Below are 19,066 nucleotides of genomic sequence, written 5' to 3' on the forward strand. Positions count from 1 at the left end.
CATCATCAACCCGAGCAACAGCATCAGGACCAGCAAGGCCGCACCGCCGATGACCACCACGGTGCGCACCGGACGGTCGATCAGGGTACGCGGGGCGAGAATGCTCACGCTCCAGCCGGTCTCCTCCATGGACTGGGTCTGGATCAGCCAGGCGTTCGCATCCAGGTTCAGCGGTTTGGGGTCGCGGGTCGGGTAGGGCTGTACGGCGCTGATGGACTGGCGCTCCTCGTCACTTAAGGGGCGGGTCGCGCGAAATCGCCATTCTTGTCGCGAAGTGAGGATAACCACGCCGTTGTGGTCGGTCACCAGCAGTTGTTCGGGGTTTTGCCCCAGAGGCTTTCGGTGTGGTCCAGATCAACCTTGACCACCAGTACGCCGATCACCTTTTCCCGGTCGCGCACGGCAGCGGCGAAGAAGTAACCGCGCTTGGCCGAGGTGGTGCCCAAGCCGAAGAAGCGTCCCAGCCGCCCGGCCATTGCTTCGATGTAATACGGCCGGAAGGCAAAATTGCGTCCGACGAAACTGTCGTGTTTATCCCAGTTCGATGCCGCGAGGGTTTTGCCGGTGGGGTCCATCAGGTACATGACTTCTGCGCCGGTCTGGGCGCTGATGTTTTTCAGCAGTCGATTGGCATTGCCCTGGATGATGCCGTCGTCCGGTGCCAGTAAAGTGGCGCGCAGGGCCGGCAGCTCACCGAGAATCTGTGGCAGCACTTCATAGCGATGCAGGGTGCCCAACAGGTTGGCGACGTAGAGATCGAGGGTCTGGCGGTTCTGCCCCGCCAGTTCACTGCGGTAGTAACGCTCGGCCAGATGTTCCAGCGGCCACAGCAACGGCGCCAGGCACAGCGCAAGCAAGGCCAGGCTGCGCCAGCGGGGTCTGCGGGGAAGAGTGAATTCATGAGCATCAGGCGCCTGTGGGGACAGGCGCATTATGCCTAGTGTCCGGCGGCAAGGCACTGGTGCAGCGCGCTTTGCCAGTCTGGCTGACTTACACCCCATTGCTGAAGCAGGCGTGTGCAATCCAGACGCGAGTTCAGCGGGCGTGGGGCCGGGGTCGGGTAAGCACTGGAGGGGATGGGCTCAAGCACCGCGCAGGGTTTGTGCTGCTCGATCAGGTGCTCGCCGATGGCCTGGGCAAGCCGAACCAGGACGTTTCACCCTGCGCCGTCAGGTGGTAAGTCCCCCAGGCGCCGCACCGGCCGGCCTGCCAACGTTCAATCAAGTGGGCGGTGCTGTCGGCGATAGTCCCGGCCCAGGTCGGTGCGCCGATCTGATCGTCCACCACCCGCAGGTGCGATTTTTCCTGCAGCAGGCGTTGCATAGTCAACAGGAAGTTGCGGCCTTCGTTGGAGTACACCCAACTGGTGCGCAAAATCAGGTGCTGCCCGGCGACGTGGCGAATGGCGTCCTCGCCGGCCAGCTTGCTGCGCCCGTAGACACTCAGCGGGTTGGGCGGGTCGGTCTCGGTGTAGGGCTCAGGCTTGCGACCATCGAAGACGTAATCGGTGGAGTAGTGGATCAGCGGGACACCCAACTCGACCGCCACTTGAGCCAGGACGCCCGGCGCCGTGGCATTGATGGCGAAGGCCCGTTCCGGTTCGCTCTCGGCCTGGTCGACGGCGGTGTGGGCGGCGGCGTTGATGATCAGGTCAGGCCGCAGGGCAGTGATGGGCGAACGAAGGTGATCGGGGCGCGCCAGGTCGAGTTGGTCGCTGCCGCGCACGATCAACTCAGCCATGCCGGCCAGGCGCGACTGGAGTGCTCGGGAGACCTGGCCGTTCTGACCGATGATCAGGATGCGCAAGGAGGTACTCATGGGAACAGGTCGGCCTCGTGCAGAGCCTTGCCGGCCTGGTCCTTGGGTGACAGGATCGGCGCACTCTCCAGTTCCCAGTCGATGGCCAGGTCCGGATCATCCCAGCGAATGCAACGCTCGGCCGAGGGCGCGTAGTAGTCAGTGGTCTTGTAGAGGAAATCAGCGTAATCGCTGAGCACGACGAAGCCATGGGCGAAGCCTGGTGGGACCCACAGTTGCCGATGGTTCTGCGCTGACAGGCGTACGCCCACCCATTGCCCGAAAGTGGCCGAACTGCGACGAATGTCCACCGCCACGTCGAGCACTTCCCCAGCAATGACCCGCACCAGTTTTCCCTGGGCCTGTTCGATTTGATAATGCAGGCCGCGCAACACGCCCCTGGCCGAGCGCGAGTGGTTATCCTGGACGAACTGCAACGCGCAGCCAGTGGCCTCGGCGAACGCCCGAGCGTTGAAACTCTCATAGAAAAAGCCGCGATCATCACCGAAAACCTTCGGTTCGATGATCAGGACTTCAGGCAGGCGGGTGGCGATGACGTTCAACGTGTCTCTCCAGCGATCTGGAACAGGTATTGGCCGTAGCCGGTCTTGCCAAAGTACTGGGCGCGCTCAAGGATGTGCTCGCGGCTGACCCAGCCCTGTTGGTAGGCAATTTCTTCCAGACAAGCGACTTTCAAACCTTGGCGGTGCTCGATGGTTTGCACATATTGCGAAGCCTCCAGCAGGCTGTCGTGGGTGCCGGTGTCCAGCCAGGCGAAACCACGGCCGAAACGCTCGACGTGCAGGTCGCCGCGGTGCAGGTAGGCGTTGTTGACGTCGGTGATTTCCAGTTCGCCTCGTTTGGAAGGTTTGATGGTCTTGGCGATCTGGATCACGTCGTTATCGTAGAAATACAGGCCGGTTACCGCGTAGCTGGATTTGGGCGCGGTAGGTTTTTCTTCAATGGATATGGCCCGCCCTTGAGCATCGAAATCGATCACGCCAAAACGCTCAGGGTCTTTGACCCAGTAACCGAATACCGTCGCGCCCGTCTGCCGGGCGGCGGCCGTCTGCAGTTGTTCGCCGAAATGCTGCCCGTGAAAAATGTTGTCGCCCAGGATCAGGCACACCGGATCGTTGCCGATAAATTGCTCGCCGATCAGGAACGCCTGGGCCAGACCATCGGGCGATGGCTGCTCGGCGTATTGAAATTGCACGCCAAACTGACTGCCGTCGCCCAACAGATTGCGGTATTGCGGCAAGTCCTGAGGGGTGGAAATCACCAGGATGTCCTTGATGCCGGCGAGCATCAGCACCGAAATCGGGTAATAGATCATCGGCTTGTCGTAAACCGGTAGTAACTGCTTGGAAACCCCAAGGGTAATCGGGTGCAGTCGGGTGCCGGAGCCGCCGGCCAGAACAATGCCTTTCATCGTGCAATCGCATCCTTGTTGTCGAGCGAGCCCAGGCGCTCGCCCTGATAGCTACCGTCCTGGACACGTCGGCACCACAGCAGGTTTTCGAGGTACCACTGCACGGTTTTACGCAGGCCGGTCTCGAAGGTTTCCCGGGGCGTCCAGCCCAGTTCACGCTCGATCTTGCCGGCATCGATGGCGTAGCGCAGGTCGTGGCCGGGGCGGTCTTTGACGAAGGTGATCAGGTCGGCATAGTGCTCCACGCCGTCGGGCTTGTGGGGCGCCAGTTCTTCGAGCAAGGCGCAGATGCCGCGCACCACGTCGATGTTCTTCTGTTCATTGTGGCCGCCGATGTTGTAGGTCTCGCCCACGGCACCTTCGACCACGACCTTGAGCAGCGCCCGGGCATGGTCTTCGACGTACAGCCAGTCGCGCACTTGTTGGCCGTCGCCGTATACCGGCAACGGCTTGCCGGCCAGGGCATTGAGGATCACCAGCGGAATCAGCTTCTCGGGAAAGTGAAACGGCCCATAGTTGTTGGAGCAGTTGGTCAGCAGCACGGGCAAGCCGTAAGTGCGTTGCCAGGCGCGTACCAGATGGTCGGAAGCCGCCTTGCTCGCCGAGTACGGCGAGCTGGGGGCGTAGGCGGTGGTTTCGGTGAACAAATCATCCACGCCGTGCAGGTCGCCATACACTTCGTCGGTGGAAATGTGATGGAAACGAAACGCGCGCTTCTGCGGCTCGGCCAGGGTCTGCCAATAGGCGCGGTGGCTTCCAGCAGGCTGTAGGTGCCCACGATATTGGTCTGGATGAAGTCCGCCGGGCCGTCGATGGAGCGGTCGACGTGGGACTCGGCCGCCAGATGCATGATGGCCTCAGGCTTGAACCTTGCCAGTATCGCACTGACCGTCGGTTGATCGACGATATCGGCCTGGACGAACTCGTAGCGGCTGTCGTGCTCGATGCTGCTCAGCGATTCGAGATTGCCAGCATAGGTCAGCTTGTCGAGGTTCAGGACCTGATGTCCAGTCTCCAGGATCAAGTGCCGTATAAGCGCCGAGCCGATAAAACCGGCACCGCCAGTGATGAGAATGCGCATCCGATCAAGCCTTTTTCCGTGGAACAACAAAGCATTGGAGCATAGCTTGTCGGCATGGCGAGGGCGGTGCAAGCAGGATATTTCCGGGCACGCTCACGCGCTTGGCAATTCACCTGCGGCAAAGGGGTTGCTTATCCCCCGACTCAATGGCGAGATAGACATCCGATAAAACCACCTCAGGGGTCGTTGTATGCCACTCGCTACGTTGGTTCACCGTGCCAGTTTGCCAAGCCCACAGATCAGTGCCGAACAGGCGCTGGTGCTGCTGCGCTCGAATTACGGACTCAGCGGTGACCTGCGACCCTTGGGCAGCCAGCAGGACCTCAACTATCGCGTCGACAGCGAGCGCGGACGGTTTGTGCTGAAGATTTGCCATGGTGACTATGCCGTCCAGGAACTCCAGGCCCAGCATGCCGCCCTCAAGCACCTGGCCGAGCACGGCGCGGTAAAAGTGCCGCGGGTGATCGCCGCCAATAATGGCCAGGACCTGTTGACCCTGGAGCTCGCAGGACAAGCGGTTCATGTGCGACTGCTGGAGTACATCGACGGCCAGTCGCTTACCCAGCTTAACCATTGGGACCTGAACTGGTCACGGGGCTGGGGCGCTTGTGCGCACAAATCGACCTGGCGCTGGCCACGTTCGATCACCCTGGCCTGGAGCGCACCCTGCAATGGGACGCCCGCCACGCCAATGCACTGGTCGGCCATCTGCTGCCCGTCATCGACGATGATCAAGAACGCAACCTGATCGCTGAGGCGGCGCAACAGGCCGAACGCCGCTTGCAGCCGCTCAAGGCCAGCCTGCCGGTGCAGGCGATCCACATGGACATCACCGATGACAACGTGGTCTGGCAGCGCGATGCCCAGCGCCAATGGCAATTGCAGGGCGTCATCGATTTCGGCGACCTGATCCGCACCTGGCGCGTTACCGATCTGTCGGTGACCTGTGCAGCCTTGTTGCACCATGCCGACGGCGATCCGTTTTTCATCCTGCCGGCGATCAAGGCTTACAACGCGCTCAACCCGCTGCAATATGAGGAGCTGCTGGCGCTTTGGCCGCTGATCGTTGCCCGCGCTGCCGTGCTGGTGCTCAGCGGTGAACAGCAGGTATCCATTGACCCGGAAAATCAATACAGCCGCGATAATCTGGACCATGAGTGGGAGATTTTCCGAATTGCTCAGTCGGTCCCGTTCGAACTGATGGAAGCGGCGATCCTCACGTCCGTGGGCCACCATCTGCCACCCGTTGCCAGTGAAGGCTTTGTGCCGCTGTTGCCGACCTTGGTGGGCCGCGAGTTCGCCCTGATCGACCTGGGTGTCCTGAGCCCGCATTTCGAAGCCGGTAACTGGGAGCAGGAGGGGATCGACCAGCGTCTGCTGAGCGAAGCCGCCGCGGTCCATGGATTGGCCGCCAGCCGCTACGGGCAGTACCGATTGTCTCGGACTCGGCCGGACAGCGCCGTTGAACCGGATACTTATCCATTACACGTAGAATTGCAGGTGCCGCGGGGCACGCCGCTGGAATCGCCGTTCGCCGGGGTGGTGCACAAGGCTGCCGACGGCATGTTGCAACTGGACAGCGTGCAACTGAGCATTCGGCTGTGGGGCGTGACATCGCCGCTGCATTCCGGGGCTGCGCTGGTCAAGGGCCAGGTCTTGGGCGAAGTCGATGGACCGTTGCGGGTGCAGTTGTGTCGCGGCGCTCAGCTCAATCCGCCGTTGTTCTGCACGCCATCCAGGGCGCCGGCCTGGCAGGCGCTCTGCCCCTCACCAGCGGTGCTGCTGGGACTGGCCTGCGATGCCGAGCCAGAGATCGACCCCCAGCAGTTGCTGGCCCGTCGCGATGCGAGCTTTGCCCGTTCGCAGAAGCACTATTACGTTGATCCGCCGCGCATTGAGCGCGGCTGGCGCAATCACCTGATCGACATGCAGGGCCGCTCCTACCTGGACATGCTCAACAACGTCGCGGTACTGGGGCACGGGCATCCGCGCATGGCGGCGGTGGCCGCCCGGCAGTGGTCGCTGCTCAACACCAACTCCCGCTTTCACTATGCCGCGATTGCCGAGTTTTCCGAGCGCTTGCTGGCGCTGGCGCCGCCCGGCATGGATCGGGTATTTCTGGTCAACAGTGGCACCGAGGCCAACGACCTGGCGATCCGCCTGGCCTGGGCCTACAGCGGCGGCCGGGACATGCTCAGTGTGCTGGAGGCCTATCACGGCTGGTCGGTAGCGGCCGATGCGGTCTCGACGTCCATTGCCGACAACCCTCAGGCCCTGAGCAGTCGCCCGGATTGGGTGCATCCGGTGACCGCGCCAAACACTTATCGCGGTGAATTCCGCGGCCCCAACAGCGCGCCGGACTACCTGCGCAGCGTCGAGCACAACCTGGCAAAAATCGCCGAACACAAGCGCCAGCTCGCTGGCTTCATCTGCGAACCGGTGTACGGCAATGCTGGCGGGATTGCATTGCCGCCAGGGTATCTGAAGCAGGTCTACGCGCTGGTGCGCGAGCGCGGCGGCGTCTGCATCGCTGACGAAGTGCAAGTCGGCTACGGGCGCATGGGCGAATTTTTCTGGGGCTTCGAAGAACAGGATGTAGTACCGGACATCATCACCATGGCCAAGGGCATGGGTAACGGCCAGCCGCTGGGAGCGGTCATCACCCGTCGGGAAATCGCCGAGGCGCTGGAAGCAGAAGGGTATTTCTTCTCGTCAGCCGGCGGCAGCCCGGTCAGTTGCCAGATCGGCATGGCCGTGCTGGACGTCATGGAAGAAGAAAAACTGTGGGAAAACGCCCGGGCAGTGGGTGGGCATTTCAAGGCCCGCCTGCAAGCTTTGATCGACCGATATCCGTTGGTCGGTGCGGTGCATGGCTCCGGTTTTTACCTGGGCGTGGAACTGATCCGCAACCGCGACACCCTTGAGCCGGCCACCGAAGAAACCACGGCGCTGTGCAATCGCCTGCGGGAGCTGGGTATTTTCATGCAACCGACCGGCGACTACCTGAACATCCTCAAGATCAAACCGCCGATGGTCACCACCCGCCAGAGCGTGGATTTCTTTGTCGATATGTTGGTGAAGGTGTTGGACGAGGGGCTTTGACTAACTGAGGCAAACGCTTTCCCTGTGGGAGCGGGCTTGCTCGCGATAGTGGTGAACCCGTCTGCAGCGATGTCAGATGGGGGATCGCATTGCGAGCAGGCTCGCTCCCACAAGGTTTTGCGTGGTTGATAGTTCGATTTTTGTCGGTATTTTTTGCGACTGGCGTGTGGTTTTAAATCTGTATCGCTTCTAAAGTCGATTTTTATCGGTTATAAAGTCGGCACCACACATGCTCTGGAGCTCCCTTCATGAGTCGTATCGTCACCGTTGCCGCCACCCAGATGGCCTGTTCCTGGGACCTGGAGGCCAATATCGAGATCGCTGAACAGCAGGTTCGCGAGGCCGCTGCCAAAGGGGCGCAGATCATCCTGCTTCAGGAGTTGTTCGAGACGCCGTACTTTTGCCAGAAGCCCAACCCGGACTACCTGCAATTGGCGACTCCGGTCGAAGATAACGTCGCCATCAGGCATTTTCAGAAAGTTGCCAGGGAGCTTCAGGTCGTCTTGCCCATCAGCTTTTTTGAACGGGCCGGTCGTGCGCGTTTCAACAGTATTGCGATCATTGATGCCGACGGCCGTAACCTGGGGGTATACCGCAAGAGTCACATCCCGGACGGTCCTGGCTACCATGAGAAGTACTATTTCAACCCTGGCGATACCGGTTTCAAGGTCTGGAATACCCGCTACGCCAGGATCGGCGTGGGCATCTGCTGGGACCAGTGGTTTCCCGAGTGCGCCCGCAGCATGGCGCTGCAAGGTGCGGAAATCCTGTTTTACCCGACCGCCATTGGCAGCGAGCCGCACGACAAGAGCATTTCGTCCCGCGATCACTGGCAGCGCGTGCAACAAGGCCATGCCGGCGCGAACGTAATGCCGCTGGTGGCCAGCAACCGCATCGGCAACGAAGAGCAGGATGGCTACGACATCACGTTCTACGGCTCCTCGTTCATCGCCAATCAGTTCGGTGAAAAGGTCCAGGAATTGAACGAAACCGAAGAAGGCGTGCTGGTGCACAGCTTTGACCTGGACGAGCTGGAACACATTCGCAGTGCCTGGGGCACTTTCCGTGATCGTCGTGCGGACCTGTACGGCTCGATCAAAACCCTCGATGGCTCACTGGAGTCCTGATTTATGACAACGTTGCACAGCACTCCCCGCGCGGATGGTTTCCACATGCCTGCCGAGTGGGCACCCCAGACCCAGGTCTGGATGGTCTGGCCCGAGCGCCCGGACAACTGGCGCCTGGGCGGCAAGCCCGCGCAGGCCGCTCATGTGGCGGTCGCCAAAGCCATCGCCCGCTTCGAACCGGTAACCGTGGCGGTGTCCGCGAACCAATACGAAAATGCCCGGGCGCATCTCGACGTGCCGAATATCCGCGTGGTGGAAATGTCCAGCGACGATGCCTGGGTCCGGGACACTGGCCCGACGTTTGTCATCAATGATAGTGGCGAAGTGCGCGGCGTCGACTGGGATTTCAACGCCTGGGGTGGGTTTGACGGTGGCCTGTATGCGCCGTGGAACCGGGATTCGCAAGTGGCCAGCAAGATTCTCGAGATCGAACGTAGCCCGCGTTACCGCACCGAAGGCTTCGTGCTTGAGGGCGGCTCAATCCACGTCGATGGCGAGGGCACCCTGATCACCACCGAGGAATGCCTGCTCAACCGCAATCGCAACCCGCACTTGAGCCGCGAAGACATCGAGGCGGTGCTCAGCGCGCAGTTGGCGGTGGACAAGATCATCTGGCTGCCGGACGGCCTGTTCAACGACGAAACCGACGGGCATGTGGATAACTTCTGCTGCTACGTGCGCCCTGGCGAAGTATTGCTGGCCTGGACCGATGACCCGCAGGACCCGAACTACGCCCGCTGCCACGCCGCGATGGACGTCCTGCAAAACAGCACTGACGCCAAGGGACGCCCGTTCACAGTGCACAAAATGCCAATTCCGGGGCCGTTGTATGCCACTGAAGAGGAATGCGCCGGCGTGGACGCGGTGCAGGGTTCCCAGGAGCGCAATCCGACCGTGCGGTTGGCCGGTTCCTACGTGAATTTCCTGATCGTCAACGGCGGCATCATCGCACCGAGTTTCGACGATCCACTGGATGGCCCGGCGAAGGCGCTTCTGCAAGGGCTTTTTCCAGAGCACGAAGTGGTCATGGTGCCGGGGCGCGAACTGTTACTGGGGGGCGGAAACATCCACTGCCTTACCCAACAACAGCCTGCGCCGCGCACAAAATGAGTGGTGATGTAACAGCCAGGTAATAGCGCTGGCGGCAGCTCTGCGCCGGGCTTTTTGGATCCATTTTGCTTTAGCCCGCGGCCTGATTGGGGATGCGGGCTTTTTTATGTCTGCAGATCGGCAGTGCAGGCACATTGGCATAGCTCTTGTATCTGTATCCCGGCAGTTCTGGGGAGCGGAGCTGAGTTGTTTTGTCATAAACCTTGGATAAATTGGCCGCTCATCAACCAGGAGAGGGCGCTGGAATGAATATGATAAGCGAGCGCACATACCATCCCTTGGCCGTTGTCAATGGTGAGTCGCTTAAAGCTTTGGCACAGTGGTTGAAGTCCAACGGAACGCGTCAGACCAGAGAACCCGATCCGCGTCGGATGATCATGGAACGCTACCCGGATGGCCTGTTCAGCGAGGCTGAGCTGGAAGCACTGTGGGACGTGATGCAAGGATAGAATTCGACGGATTGAGAAAAGGCGCTGGCCAGGATGGCAGCGCTTTTTTTGTGGCTGATGGTTCTGTGTTGAACACTGAGCCCATTTGAAGGTTGTTTTTAGAAGTTTTTCGCCTGATTACAGACGATTCACGAAATTGACACATCATTGAAGGCGGGACTAGGATTCGTCCACGCCTGTGGCTAACAGCCATGACTCTTAAATAATAAAAAGGCCCGCCACGATCATTCGTGGGCGGGCCTTTTCATTATTTTCAGGAGCAAGAGTCCGAAAAAGAGCGCAAAAGCGCCGTTTCGGCTGCCGTCGCAGTGCGTATCAACCCGTATAAGGAAAATAATCATGTTGAACAAGCGCATTGCTCTGATCGCACTGGGGATTTTAAACACGACATATGCCATGGCCAGCGACCAGGCTGAGTCCAAGGGGTTCGTTGAGGACAGCAGCCTGAACGTGCTGTTACGCAACGCCTATATCAATCGCGACTACAAAAACGGTAATGAAGACAAAGCCGAATGGGGGCAGGCCGCCATCGGAACGTTCTCGTCCGGCTTTACCCAAGGCACTGTCGGTGTAGGGGTGGACGCCTTCGGACTGTACGCGCTGCGTCTGGATGGCGGCAAAGGTCGCAGCGGTGCGGGCGGCATCGACTTCTTCAAGCAAGGCGACAGCGGCAACGCGGCCGATGACCTGTCCAAGTTTGGTGCGGCGGTCAAATTCCGTGTTTCCAATACCGTGTTGGCCTACGGTGACCAGATGCCGGCGTTGCCGGTGCTGAGCTACGACAACTCGCGCCTGCTGCCGGAAAGCTACACCGGCACGCTGATCACCTCCAAAGAGATCAAGGGCCTGGAGCTGAACGCTGGACGTTTCACCGCCGAGTCGCGCAAGAGCGCCGAGGGTCGTGACAGCGGTGGCCTGAAGTCGATCAACGTATTGGGCGGCAGCTATCAGTTCACCGAACAGTTCAAGGCTTCGCTCTACGCCTCGGATGTCGAGGACGTGTTGAAGAAGCAGTACGTGAACGCCAACTACGTATTCCCGCTGGCCAAGGATCAATCCCTGACCCTGGACTTCAACGGCTATCGCACCAAGCTGGACAACAGCTATGTTCGCGAAAACAACGTTACCGGCGACGACAACAAGATCTGGAGCCTGGCCGCCACCTTCGCCACCGGCCCGCACAGTTTCACCCTCGCTCACCAGCGCAGCACTGGTGACAGCAACCTGGGCTACGCCTATGGCGGTTATCAGCGCGGGCAGAATCGTGTAGGGGACGGCGGCAATACGATCTACCTGGCCAACTCCTACTGGTCCGACTTCAATGCTGAAGACGAGCGCAGCTGGCAACTGGGTTATGGCCTGGATTTCACCACGTTCGGGATTCCCGGTCTGACGTATAACGTTGCTTATGTGCGTGGCGATAACATCACCACCTCCACCAGCGAAGGTGGCACCGAGCGCGAGATCTTCAACCAGTTCAAGTACGTGGTCCAGAACGGTCCCGCCAAAGACCTGAGCGTGCGGTTGCGCAGTTCCTTCCTGCGTGTTTCGCAGAAATCCAGCGAGTACAACGTCAGCGGCAATGAGCTGCGGGTGTTCGTGGATTATCCGATCAGCGTCTTCTGATGCCTGATCACGTTACAAGCGTCTGATGAAAAACCCCGAGCGCAAACTCGGGGTTTTTTCTTTGGACGGCAAAAAAACGTTGGAACAGTCTGTTTTCCCGAGAAAAAGTCGTACTAATGAAACATTGTCCACCGTTTCAAGCATGGCTTGAAATGCCTCAAATACTTTCTCATGGACGTAAATCCTGTACCTATTAGATTAGGCTGCTCAATGCAGTGGAGACCTATGAAAAATGATCGTTCTGAACAGGGAAGTAGGCGAAGCGCTGAGGCGTGACAAATACGTCAACGTCCGCGGTGGAGACTTCAATCTCTACGGTCATTTCGGCGACTTTGTCCGGCTGACCAAGAGCTGGGAAAACATGGAGCCCGACAGCTACTACGGCCAGGCCGAGTCAGGCATGCGTTTTCGCCGCTATAGCGACTTCGAATACAACCCCAGGACCCGCGACCTTACGCAGCTCGAGCATCGGGCCTACATTCAGTCCAAGGCCAACAACAGCTATGTCGGTGGACTGGAGCGGCACTTCCAGGACTTTTCCAACGAAGTGATCAACTCACCGGTGATACGCAGTCTGATCGACACGGACTTTGAGGTGTACAAGAACGTCCTTCCTCAGGAGCTGCACGAGGAAATCTGGCAGTGCCAGATCCACCAGATCCGTATCGAGATCAAGCCGGGCAAGCAACTGGAAATCACCCCTGAAGGGATCCATTGCGACGGGTATCCGTTCAGCGGCGTGCACTTCTGGGGCCGTCATAATGTGGCCGGCGCAGAGAGTCGTCTGTACACCGCCCAGGAAGAACAACTGGCGGCGATTACCTACGAGGACATTCTCGACACCACGTTTTTCCTCGACCGCGACATGCGCCATTACGTCACCCCGGCCCGGAACGTCCACAGCCATGAAATGGCTTTCAGGCAGATCCTGGCGATTTCCTTCTCGCGGCCCGGGACCGCTTTCGACATTGTTCGCTGAACAGCTCGAACCCATGGACGATCTGGAGCAACAGGTTCTGTTGCGCCGGGCAATGGTCAGGGACGCCGAACGACTGGAGCAGTTTTTTCGCGGTTTCGACGAAGTGTCGTTCTGCGAGTGGCAGGATGCCCGATTCTTGCGCGGGGTATTGTTGCAGGACACCACCACCGCGTACCTGGCCGTCGATGTCAGCGGTGAAGTGGTGGGGGCGGTGATTGGCGGCATGCTCGGCACCCGTGGCACCATCAATCACCTGGCCGTCAGCCCGGGGCATAGAACCCGAGGCTTGGGCCAGCGTCTGGTGGAGGCTGCATCGGCCGACATGAAACGGGTCGGCGTACTGCGCATGTTCCTGTTCGTCGACGATGCTAATCTGGCCGGCAAGCGGTTTTGGGCAGCCCAAGGCTTTTGTGAGCCTCGGGGTGAAATCACTTTCGAGAGGGATCTATGAGCAAGACTTCCAGCCAGCCGCTGGTGGTCGAACCACAAGCCTCGCGTACCTTTGCTGAAGCCAGTCCGGTGGTAGCGGGTTATTTTACGGTTTCGTTTGTGTTCGGTCTGATGGCGGTCAACGCCGGGTTGCCCTTGTGGCTGCCGGTGGCGATGTGCCTGTTCGTTTACGCGGGCGCTTCGCAATTCGCGGCACTGGCGTTGATTTCCAGTGGCGCATCGCTGACCACCATCGTGCTCACCACCTTTCTGATCAACGCGCGACACATGCTGATGTCGGTCTACATGGCCAAGGCATTGCGTGCGCTGGGGCTCAGTCGTTTCGAGCGCTGGTGCTACGCGGCGGGGCTTACGGACGAGTCGTTCGCTTTCCACAGCGTCAAGCTCGGCACCGGTGCGCCGGTCAGCGTGCGTTACCTGATCGGCTTCAACCTTTTTTGCCACACCTCCTGGGTGCTGGGTGGCTTGTTGGGAGCGGTGTGTGCGCAATACGCGGCGCACCTGATCAAATACCAGCTCGACTACGCCCTGACTGCGATGATGCTCTACGTGCTGGTTTCGTTGTGCAATACCCGTAACAAACTGATCGCTGCCCTGGCGGCGGTCGTCTGCATGGGCGGGCTGAGCCTGCTGGGCAGCTCGCCGTTCAATGTCTTCATTGCCACGTTCGTTGGCTGCGGGGTGGGCGTATGCCTGACCAAACGTTCCTGATTCTGGTCGTGGCCCTGATGATGGCGGTGACCTTTCTTCCACGGGCCCTGCCGCTGCAGGTCAATACTGAAAACTGGCCACCGTTCGTCGCCCGCGCCCTGGAATACCTGCCGGTGGCGATCGTCGCTGCCATCAGCCTCACCCCGTTGTTGATCAAGGATCAGCAGATACAACTCGACCGCCCGGAATTCTATGCCGCGATTCCGACGCTGTTATGTGCGTATTTCAGCCGCAACCTGTTTCTCAGTGTGGCGGTGGGCACGGCGGCGTACATCGCGCTCGGTTCGTTCCTTTAGCGTCAGATCCACAACATCGTGCAGCGCCTGGCCGGACAACTCTGGATTATTCACCGCCAGGCGGACCTCGAGGAAATCCTCGAAGTCCGGGAAAATCGTCAAGTCGTTACGCAGCGCCGCTTCCCGGGACACCAGCCCCAGGCCATCGAGTTGGGTAATCAACGACAATGTCAGCGTTTCACTGCAGGAATACACCATCCGCTGACTCGAGCCGTACTCGCCCAGGCCGGCATCCAGGAAGCGAAGGAAACTGTGGGAATACGGACATTCCTCGGCCGGACGCACCTGAAACTTATCGCCGAGCAAACCGAGGGAGTCGTCCTCTTCGCCACAATGGGCGCCGACCACCTGCACCTGGACGTCCGGCATTGTGATGCTGGAAAAGCCGCTCTGCTGCGGACCGATCAGGATCGCCAGGTCAAAATCTTCGTTCTTGAGCTTGCTCAGGTTCTCCATCGACTCGGCGTAGCTGAACTCCAACTGATACTGGGGAAACACGGCGATCAGCCGATCGATCATCCGCCGGTTGAACTCCGCCGGCAGCGTGGTATTGAGCGCCACTCTCAGCGTGCGCTCCCGAGGCGTCTTCAGCGCCGCGACCTTCTCTTCCAACTGCCGCGTGGCAACCAGCACCTGATCCATGAACGGCGTCAGTTCCGAGCCTTGGCTCGTCAACGTCAGGCCCTTGTTCGACCGCCGGAACAACCGGAAGCCGAACTGCTCCTCAACTTTGTTCAACTGTGCCGCCAATGCCTGCACCGTGAGGCACGAATGTTCCGCCGCCGCCGACAAGGAGCCGGTCTGCACGATGCGCATGAGGTTGCGTAAGGTTCTGCTATCCATGAGGTAATGCCCTCTGCTTAAGTGGGCTCGCTATTGTTGTGCACCTGGCCCGGTCAGGCAGTGCATGCCGGCTATCATCATGTACCTTGCCACGGTTGTCGCGGTTTTGTGGCGAAAAGCTCCGGCAGACGATGGTTGGAGCTTATGCGGGATTTGGGTTTTTTGCCTGATCAACGGTAATCGGGGCGGTCAGCGAGTCCGTAAGTGGCTGGAGCAGAGAAAATTCCTGCACACAGCTTGCTGAATGGTTCAGGTTGAGGGTGGTAAAAATCCGTCTGCGAATAAAAAATAATAATTTATCCGTATTTGTACTACTCTCTAGGTGTCACCCCCTAGCAATGGAGCCCAAATTTTATGGCAACCTCCTCCATCACCCTCAACGCGCAGCAACAATTGGACTCCCCGGACGCGGGTCGGGTCGCGTTGAAGTTTTTCTTCAATCTCATGGCGTTGTGGGGCTGCAGTGTCGAGCAGCAGCGCACATTGCTGGGCAAGGTAGGCAACACGACTTTCTATAAGTACAAGCAATTACCGGAGAACGTCAGGCTGCCTCACGACACACTGGAGCGCATTTCCTACCTCATGGGTATTCACAAGGCGCTGAGCATCATCTTCAGCAACAGCCGGGACCGCGCTTACCAGTGGGTCAACAGCCCTAATACCGCTGCGCCCTTCAACGGCCAGTCGGCACTGGCCTACATGCTTGCCGGGCGGGTGGTGGACATTGCCGATGTGCGGCGTTACCTCGACGGAGTGCGCGGTTGATGACGCCACCACTGGCGGACCCGCAATGGAAGCGTGCCTACCGGATCGTCAACAGCAGCTTCCCGCCGATTGCGCTGTTCGAAGACGTGCTCGATCCCGAGGACCTGCCCACCGCGTATGCCCTGGAAGCACTGACCAACGATCGGCTCATGGAAGAAGCCGGGGTGCTGTCCCGGGTACGCCCCGAGGACCGCATTTCCGGGCCCGGCTCCTCGCCGGTGATGGCCGCGTTTACCCATATCGGCAAAAGCAGCCGCTTCAGTGACGGTACCTTCGGCGTCTACTACGCCGCCAGCAGCCAGGAAGCGGCCATTGCCGAGACCTGCTACCACCAGGCGCGATTCCTCGGAGCGACCAACGAGCCGGATCTGGAATTGACCATGCGCACTTACGTCAACAAGGTCATCAAGCCGCTGCACGACATCCGCCAAGATTACCCGCACCTGCACGACCCGGATCCCACCGCCTACGGTCCGTCCCAGGTGTTCGCCCGGCAACTGCGCGAAACCTTGTCCTGGGGCTTGCTGTACAACAGCGTCCGCCTGCCCGGCCACGAATGCGTGGCGGCGTTTCGTCCACCGGCGGTTTCGATTCCGGTGCAGGGCAAGCATATCCGTTACGTCTGGAGCGCCCAGAAGCGGGAGATTTCGTTTGTGTTTGAGGTGAGCGAGGTGTGAGGCAGGTCTTTAGGGTGTTTTGGCTGGGCAATAATTATTGCCCAGCCAAAATTTTCAATAATTCGCGAGTATTGAAAGCACAGGCTGCTACACAGCCGAGCGAGAGCAAGCGGCCTCGCCACAAAAGTGGGGCCGGCCGATTGATCAAATCTTGAACTGCTGCACCGAAGACTGCATCGACCCCGCCGCATCGTTCAATTGATCCGCTGTTTGCGTCAGGTTGTGAATCGAGCGGGTGTTCTCGCGGGACTGCGCGGCAATCGACTCCACCCTCTGAGCCATTTCATCGCTGGCCTTCGATTGTTCGGCAATGGTCTGGGAAATTTCCTCCACCACTTCTGCCGCATGCCGGGCGCCTGTGCGGATTTCGCTGATGGACACCCCGGCCTGCTGGGCCAGTGAGACGCCTTCGTCCACGCGGCTGACGCAAGCCTGCATGTTCGCCACCGCATCCCGGGCGCTGGTCTGGATGCGCTCGATCATTGCGGTGATTTCCTGAGTGGACTGGGTGGTGCGCGCTGCCAGGTTACGCACCTCATCGGCCACCACCGCAAAGCCGCGCCCCGCCTCACCGGCGCGGGCGGCTTCGATGGCGGCGTTGAGGGCCAGCAGGTTGGTTTGCTCAGCGATGCTCTTGATCACCTGAATGATGGAATGAATGTCTTCGGACGACGCATCCAGCGCGGTGATCTTGCTGGACGACTGATTGACCACCTCGGCGATCCGGCTCATGCCCTCTACCACCCCAAGAATCACTTGCCCGCCGCTGCTGGCCAGTTGTTCGGACTGCGCTGAAATCGTCCGGGCGCTGTCGGCGTGCTGATGGATCTGGCTGATGTTCGCCATCATCTGCTCCATGCTCGCCGCCATGCTGGTGGCGCTCTGAGCCTGCTGATCGGCGCTGGACACAATCTGCCGCGCCGTATCGCCCAATACGCGCGACGTGCCATGCAACTCGTCACTCTGGCTGCGGATCGTGGCGATCATTTGCCGCAGGTTGATCTGCATCTGCTCGATCACACCTTGCAACTGACCCAGCTCATCCTTGCTTTGAGCTCCCATCGAGCGCTGCAAATCCCCTTGGGAAATAGCCTGGGTATTGAGGATGATCTTGTTTAGCGGCGTGAGCACCGCCTTGAGCAGGCTCCAGGACAACAGCGCCAACGCCACGCAGGTGGCCAGCAATGTGAAAACCAACCAGCGCTCCGACGTTTGAATGCTGTGGTCCTGATGCTCGCGGGTGGCATGGGCCTGGCTCTCGATCAACTCACTCACCGCCTCGTTACGCTCCTCCAGCGCCGAAAACGCCCCGTCGAACTCCGTCCGCAGCGCCCGGCCATCCTGGGCACCCTCCAACGCCTTATCGATCACCTGCTGAGCCGATGCAATATAGGTTTCCACTTGCGGCTTCAGCTCGGTAATAGCCTGAGCGATCGCTTGCGGCAACTGGGCCTCGGCATTCTCGGCGATGACCTTGCGCATCCGTTGCGCATGCTCATCGAACGCCTCCCTCACCTCCTTGGCTCCCGCGGCATCCCCCGGCGCCACCAGCAAAGCGGCCAACACATCGCCACGAATGGCGTCGTGCATCATGTCCGCCTCCATGTGCTTGCGCATGGCCGAAATACTGGTCTCGCTACGCGCCAGGGCGCTGGTCATGCTGATATAGCCCCACAACCCGATACCGCCGAGCACGAGGGCAAAGAAAAGGCTGATCAACCCCGAGCCTATGATCTTGGTCCTGATCTTCATCGCCTACTACTCCAGAGAGAGCGGGATTTCAGGGCAAGTGTAGTTGAGGGCCGGCGGAGCGCTCGGAGGTTCGCTTTGATTGCTTCGGGCGCTCACGCCCGCTTGCCGATAACGCCAACGACCTGCGGGCCCGAAGACAAGCGATGGGAGCGATTGCACAATGGATGATCAATGCCAGCAGGTGTTTCTCGACGCCGGGCATCGAAATACCCCGTATGAATAAGGAGATCCTGATGGCCACTGCACATGTTTTCATTGCCACCAGCCTGGATGGCTTCATCGCCAGGCCCGACGGTGACATCGACTGGCTTTTACAGCGCGATGATCAAACCGAGGACCATGGCTACTCAGACTTCATCGCTGACAAGGACGTGATCGTGATGGGGCGCGGAACCTATGAGAAGGTCCGGACCTTCGACACCTGGTTCTACGAGCGCCCCGTGGTGGTGCTGTCTGAAAGCCTGTTGGATGCGCCAGTGCCCGAAGCGCTGAAGGGCAAGCTCCGGTTCTCTAGCCTCGCGCCCAAGGACGTGATGGAGGAACTGACGAGACAAGGCGTACGTCGGGTCTATGTCGATGGCGGACAGGTGGTGCAGTCATTCCTGCGCGATGGATTAATCACCGACATGGTGATTACCACTGTACCTGTGCTGATCGGCTCCGGAAGGCCATTGTTCGGGGCTCTTGAGCGGGACGTAGATCTGAAACTGGTATCCAGCCGCTGGTTTACTTCGGGGTTGGTGCAGTCTACCTATCGCTTGGCGACATGATGCGCTTGCGTGGGTATTGGGCCGCAGCGCCAGAGCGTTCCCGTAGGAAAATGGGGGACAGACCATGGTTGATTTGGTATCCGCCTATTCATTACTGCC

Annotated in this window: 15 protein-coding genes and 4 pseudogenes; 12 read left to right on the plus strand and 7 right to left on the minus strand. The window is 59.7% G+C overall.

Going from position 1 to position 19,066, the window contains the following annotated elements; translation table 11 throughout:
* The 5 genes and pseudogenes from GKKCFE_RS00005 to rfbB all read right to left on the minus strand — a co-directional run.
* Positions 1 to 932 (minus strand): annotated as a pseudogene (locus tag GKKCFE_RS00005) (cache domain-containing protein); the annotation flags it as partial.
* A 5-nt stretch (positions 933 to 937) separates the two neighbouring features.
* A pseudogene (rfbD, locus tag GKKCFE_RS00010) lies at positions 938 to 1,818 on the minus strand (dTDP-4-dehydrorhamnose reductase).
* Entirely contained in the window at positions 1,815 to 2,360 is a 546-nt protein-coding gene (gene rfbC / locus GKKCFE_RS00015) for a dTDP-4-dehydrorhamnose 3,5-epimerase (protein WP_139048818.1), read from the minus strand. Before rfbC ends, rfbD begins: the two are co-directional and overlap by 4 nt.
* Positions 2,357 to 3,229, minus strand: coding sequence for a glucose-1-phosphate thymidylyltransferase RfbA (gene rfbA, locus GKKCFE_RS00020; RefSeq protein ID WP_445577334.1), 873 nt, complete (start codon positions 3,227 to 3,229; stop codon positions 2,357 to 2,359). The genes rfbC and rfbA overlap by 4 nt, the downstream gene beginning before the upstream one ends.
* A pseudogene (gene rfbB, locus GKKCFE_RS00025) lies at positions 3,226 to 4,310 on the minus strand (dTDP-glucose 4,6-dehydratase). The gene rfbA and the pseudogene rfbB overlap by 4 nt, the downstream one beginning before the upstream one ends.
* A 190-nt stretch (positions 4,311 to 4,500) precedes the next feature.
* Between rfbB and GKKCFE_RS00030 the strand changes: the two are divergent.
* From GKKCFE_RS00030 to GKKCFE_RS00070, 9 genes and pseudogenes are all read left to right on the plus strand, one after another.
* Positions 4,501 to 7,412: pseudogene (locus GKKCFE_RS00030) on the plus strand (aminotransferase).
* A 248-nt stretch (positions 7,413 to 7,660) separates the two neighbouring features.
* Complete coding sequence (gene aguB, locus GKKCFE_RS00035; protein WP_076383287.1) at positions 7,661 to 8,539, plus strand: N-carbamoylputrescine amidase; 879 nt, start codon at positions 7,661 to 7,663, stop codon at positions 8,537 to 8,539.
* A gap of 3 nt (positions 8,540 to 8,542) precedes the next feature.
* Positions 8,543 to 9,649, plus strand: coding sequence for an agmatine deiminase (aguA, locus tag GKKCFE_RS00040; RefSeq protein ID WP_047226868.1), 1,107 nt, complete (start codon positions 8,543 to 8,545; stop codon positions 9,647 to 9,649).
* Between the two features lie 245 nt (positions 9,650 to 9,894).
* Positions 9,895 to 10,098, plus strand: coding sequence for a hypothetical protein (locus GKKCFE_RS00045; RefSeq protein ID WP_047226869.1), 204 nt, complete (start codon positions 9,895 to 9,897; stop codon positions 10,096 to 10,098).
* 339 nt (positions 10,099 to 10,437) lie between these two features.
* Entirely contained in the window at positions 10,438 to 11,724 is a 1,287-nt protein-coding gene (locus GKKCFE_RS00050; protein ID WP_188251767.1) for an OprD family porin, read from the plus strand.
* 232 nt (positions 11,725 to 11,956) lie between these two features.
* Positions 11,957 to 12,703 (plus strand): 2OG-Fe dioxygenase family protein, encoded by a 747-nt coding sequence (locus GKKCFE_RS00055; RefSeq protein WP_445577336.1) that lies wholly within the window; start codon positions 11,957 to 11,959, stop codon positions 12,701 to 12,703.
* A 13-nt stretch (positions 12,704 to 12,716) separates the two neighbouring features.
* Positions 12,717 to 13,154: a GNAT family N-acetyltransferase gene (locus GKKCFE_RS00060; RefSeq protein WP_171061302.1), complete on the plus strand. Its 438-nt coding sequence runs from the start codon at positions 12,717 to 12,719 to the stop codon at positions 13,152 to 13,154.
* Positions 13,151 to 13,864, plus strand: a complete 714-nt coding sequence (locus GKKCFE_RS00065; protein WP_047226872.1) for an AzlC family ABC transporter permease — start codon at positions 13,151 to 13,153, stop codon at positions 13,862 to 13,864. The genes GKKCFE_RS00060 and GKKCFE_RS00065 overlap by 4 nt, the downstream gene beginning before the upstream one ends.
* Positions 13,843 to 14,160: an AzlD domain-containing protein gene (locus GKKCFE_RS00070; RefSeq protein ID WP_047226873.1), complete on the plus strand. Its 318-nt coding sequence runs from the start codon at positions 13,843 to 13,845 to the stop codon at positions 14,158 to 14,160. The genes GKKCFE_RS00065 and GKKCFE_RS00070 overlap by 22 nt, the downstream gene beginning before the upstream one ends.
* On the opposite strand, the gene GKKCFE_RS00075 is transcribed toward GKKCFE_RS00070, so the two are convergent.
* Entirely contained in the window at positions 14,077 to 15,003 is a 927-nt protein-coding gene (locus tag GKKCFE_RS00075; RefSeq protein ID WP_445577337.1) for a LysR family transcriptional regulator, read from the minus strand. The genes GKKCFE_RS00070 and GKKCFE_RS00075 overlap by 84 nt on opposite strands.
* 354 nt (positions 15,004 to 15,357) lie before the next feature.
* Here GKKCFE_RS00075 and GKKCFE_RS00080 point away from each other — a divergent pair, with 354 nt between their 5' ends.
* Together GKKCFE_RS00080 and GKKCFE_RS00085 are read left to right on the plus strand one after the other, a co-directional pair.
* Complete coding sequence (locus tag GKKCFE_RS00080; protein WP_047226875.1) at positions 15,358 to 15,768, plus strand: MbcA/ParS/Xre antitoxin family protein; 411 nt, start codon at positions 15,358 to 15,360, stop codon at positions 15,766 to 15,768.
* A complete protein-coding gene (locus GKKCFE_RS00085; RefSeq protein WP_047226876.1) occupies positions 15,768 to 16,445 on the plus strand; it encodes an RES family NAD+ phosphorylase in 678 nt (225 codons plus the stop codon). Before GKKCFE_RS00080 ends, GKKCFE_RS00085 begins: the two co-directional genes overlap by 1 nt.
* Positions 16,446 to 16,589: 144 nt before the next feature.
* Here GKKCFE_RS00085 and GKKCFE_RS00090 read toward each other — a convergent pair whose 3' ends face one another.
* Positions 16,590 to 18,197 carry a methyl-accepting chemotaxis protein gene (locus GKKCFE_RS00090; protein ID WP_445577338.1) on the minus strand — a complete coding sequence of 536 codons (1,608 nt, stop codon included), beginning with the start codon at positions 18,195 to 18,197 and terminating at the stop codon, positions 16,590 to 16,592.
* Between the two features lie 233 nt (positions 18,198 to 18,430).
* Here GKKCFE_RS00090 and GKKCFE_RS00095 point away from each other — a divergent pair, with 233 nt between their 5' ends.
* The gene (locus GKKCFE_RS00095) at positions 18,431 to 18,967 is read left to right on the plus strand and encodes a dihydrofolate reductase family protein (protein ID WP_445578075.1); all 537 of its coding nucleotides are present in this window, start codon (positions 18,431 to 18,433) and stop codon (positions 18,965 to 18,967) included.
* The last annotated feature ends 99 nt before the right edge of the window (positions 18,968 to 19,066 follow it).

It is taken from the genome of Pseudomonas sp. E141 (genome assembly GCF_052659885.1).

What these genes read in the sequence shown, in the direction of transcription:
- GKKCFE_RS00070 (WP_047226873.1), top strand. Translation starts at nt 13,843, where the DNA reads ATGCCTGACCAAACGTTCCTGATTCTGGTCGTGGCCCTGATGATGGCG.
- GKKCFE_RS00080 (WP_047226875.1), top strand. Translation starts at nt 15,358, where the DNA reads ATGGCAACCTCCTCCATCACCCTCAACGCGCAGCAACAATTGGACTCC.
- aguB (WP_076383287.1), top strand. Translation starts at nt 7,661, where the DNA reads ATGAGTCGTATCGTCACCGTTGCCGCCACCCAGATGGCCTGTTCCTGG.
- GKKCFE_RS00050 (WP_188251767.1), top strand. Translation starts at nt 10,438, where the DNA reads ATGTTGAACAAGCGCATTGCTCTGATCGCACTGGGGATTTTAAACACG.
- GKKCFE_RS00065 (WP_047226872.1), top strand. Translation starts at nt 13,151, where the DNA reads ATGAGCAAGACTTCCAGCCAGCCGCTGGTGGTCGAACCACAAGCCTCG.
- rfbA (WP_445577334.1), bottom strand. Translation starts at nt 3,229, where the DNA reads ATGAAAGGCATTGTTCTGGCCGGCGGCTCCGGCACCCGACTGCACCCG.
- GKKCFE_RS00095 (WP_445578075.1), top strand. Translation starts at nt 18,431, where the DNA reads ATGGCCACTGCACATGTTTTCATTGCCACCAGCCTGGATGGCTTCATC.
- GKKCFE_RS00075 (WP_445577337.1), bottom strand. Translation starts at nt 15,003, where the DNA reads ATGGATAGCAGAACCTTACGCAACCTCATGCGCATCGTGCAGACCGGC.
- GKKCFE_RS00060 (WP_171061302.1), top strand. Translation starts at nt 12,717, where the DNA reads ATGGACGATCTGGAGCAACAGGTTCTGTTGCGCCGGGCAATGGTCAGG.
- GKKCFE_RS00045 (WP_047226869.1), top strand. Translation starts at nt 9,895, where the DNA reads ATGAATATGATAAGCGAGCGCACATACCATCCCTTGGCCGTTGTCAAT.
- aguA (WP_047226868.1), top strand. Translation starts at nt 8,543, where the DNA reads ATGACAACGTTGCACAGCACTCCCCGCGCGGATGGTTTCCACATGCCT.
- GKKCFE_RS00090 (WP_445577338.1), bottom strand. Translation starts at nt 18,197, where the DNA reads ATGAAGATCAGGACCAAGATCATAGGCTCGGGGTTGATCAGCCTTTTC.
- GKKCFE_RS00085 (WP_047226876.1), top strand. Translation starts at nt 15,768, where the DNA reads ATGACGCCACCACTGGCGGACCCGCAATGGAAGCGTGCCTACCGGATC.
- GKKCFE_RS00055 (WP_445577336.1), top strand. Translation starts at nt 11,957, where the DNA reads ATGATCGTTCTGAACAGGGAAGTAGGCGAAGCGCTGAGGCGTGACAAA.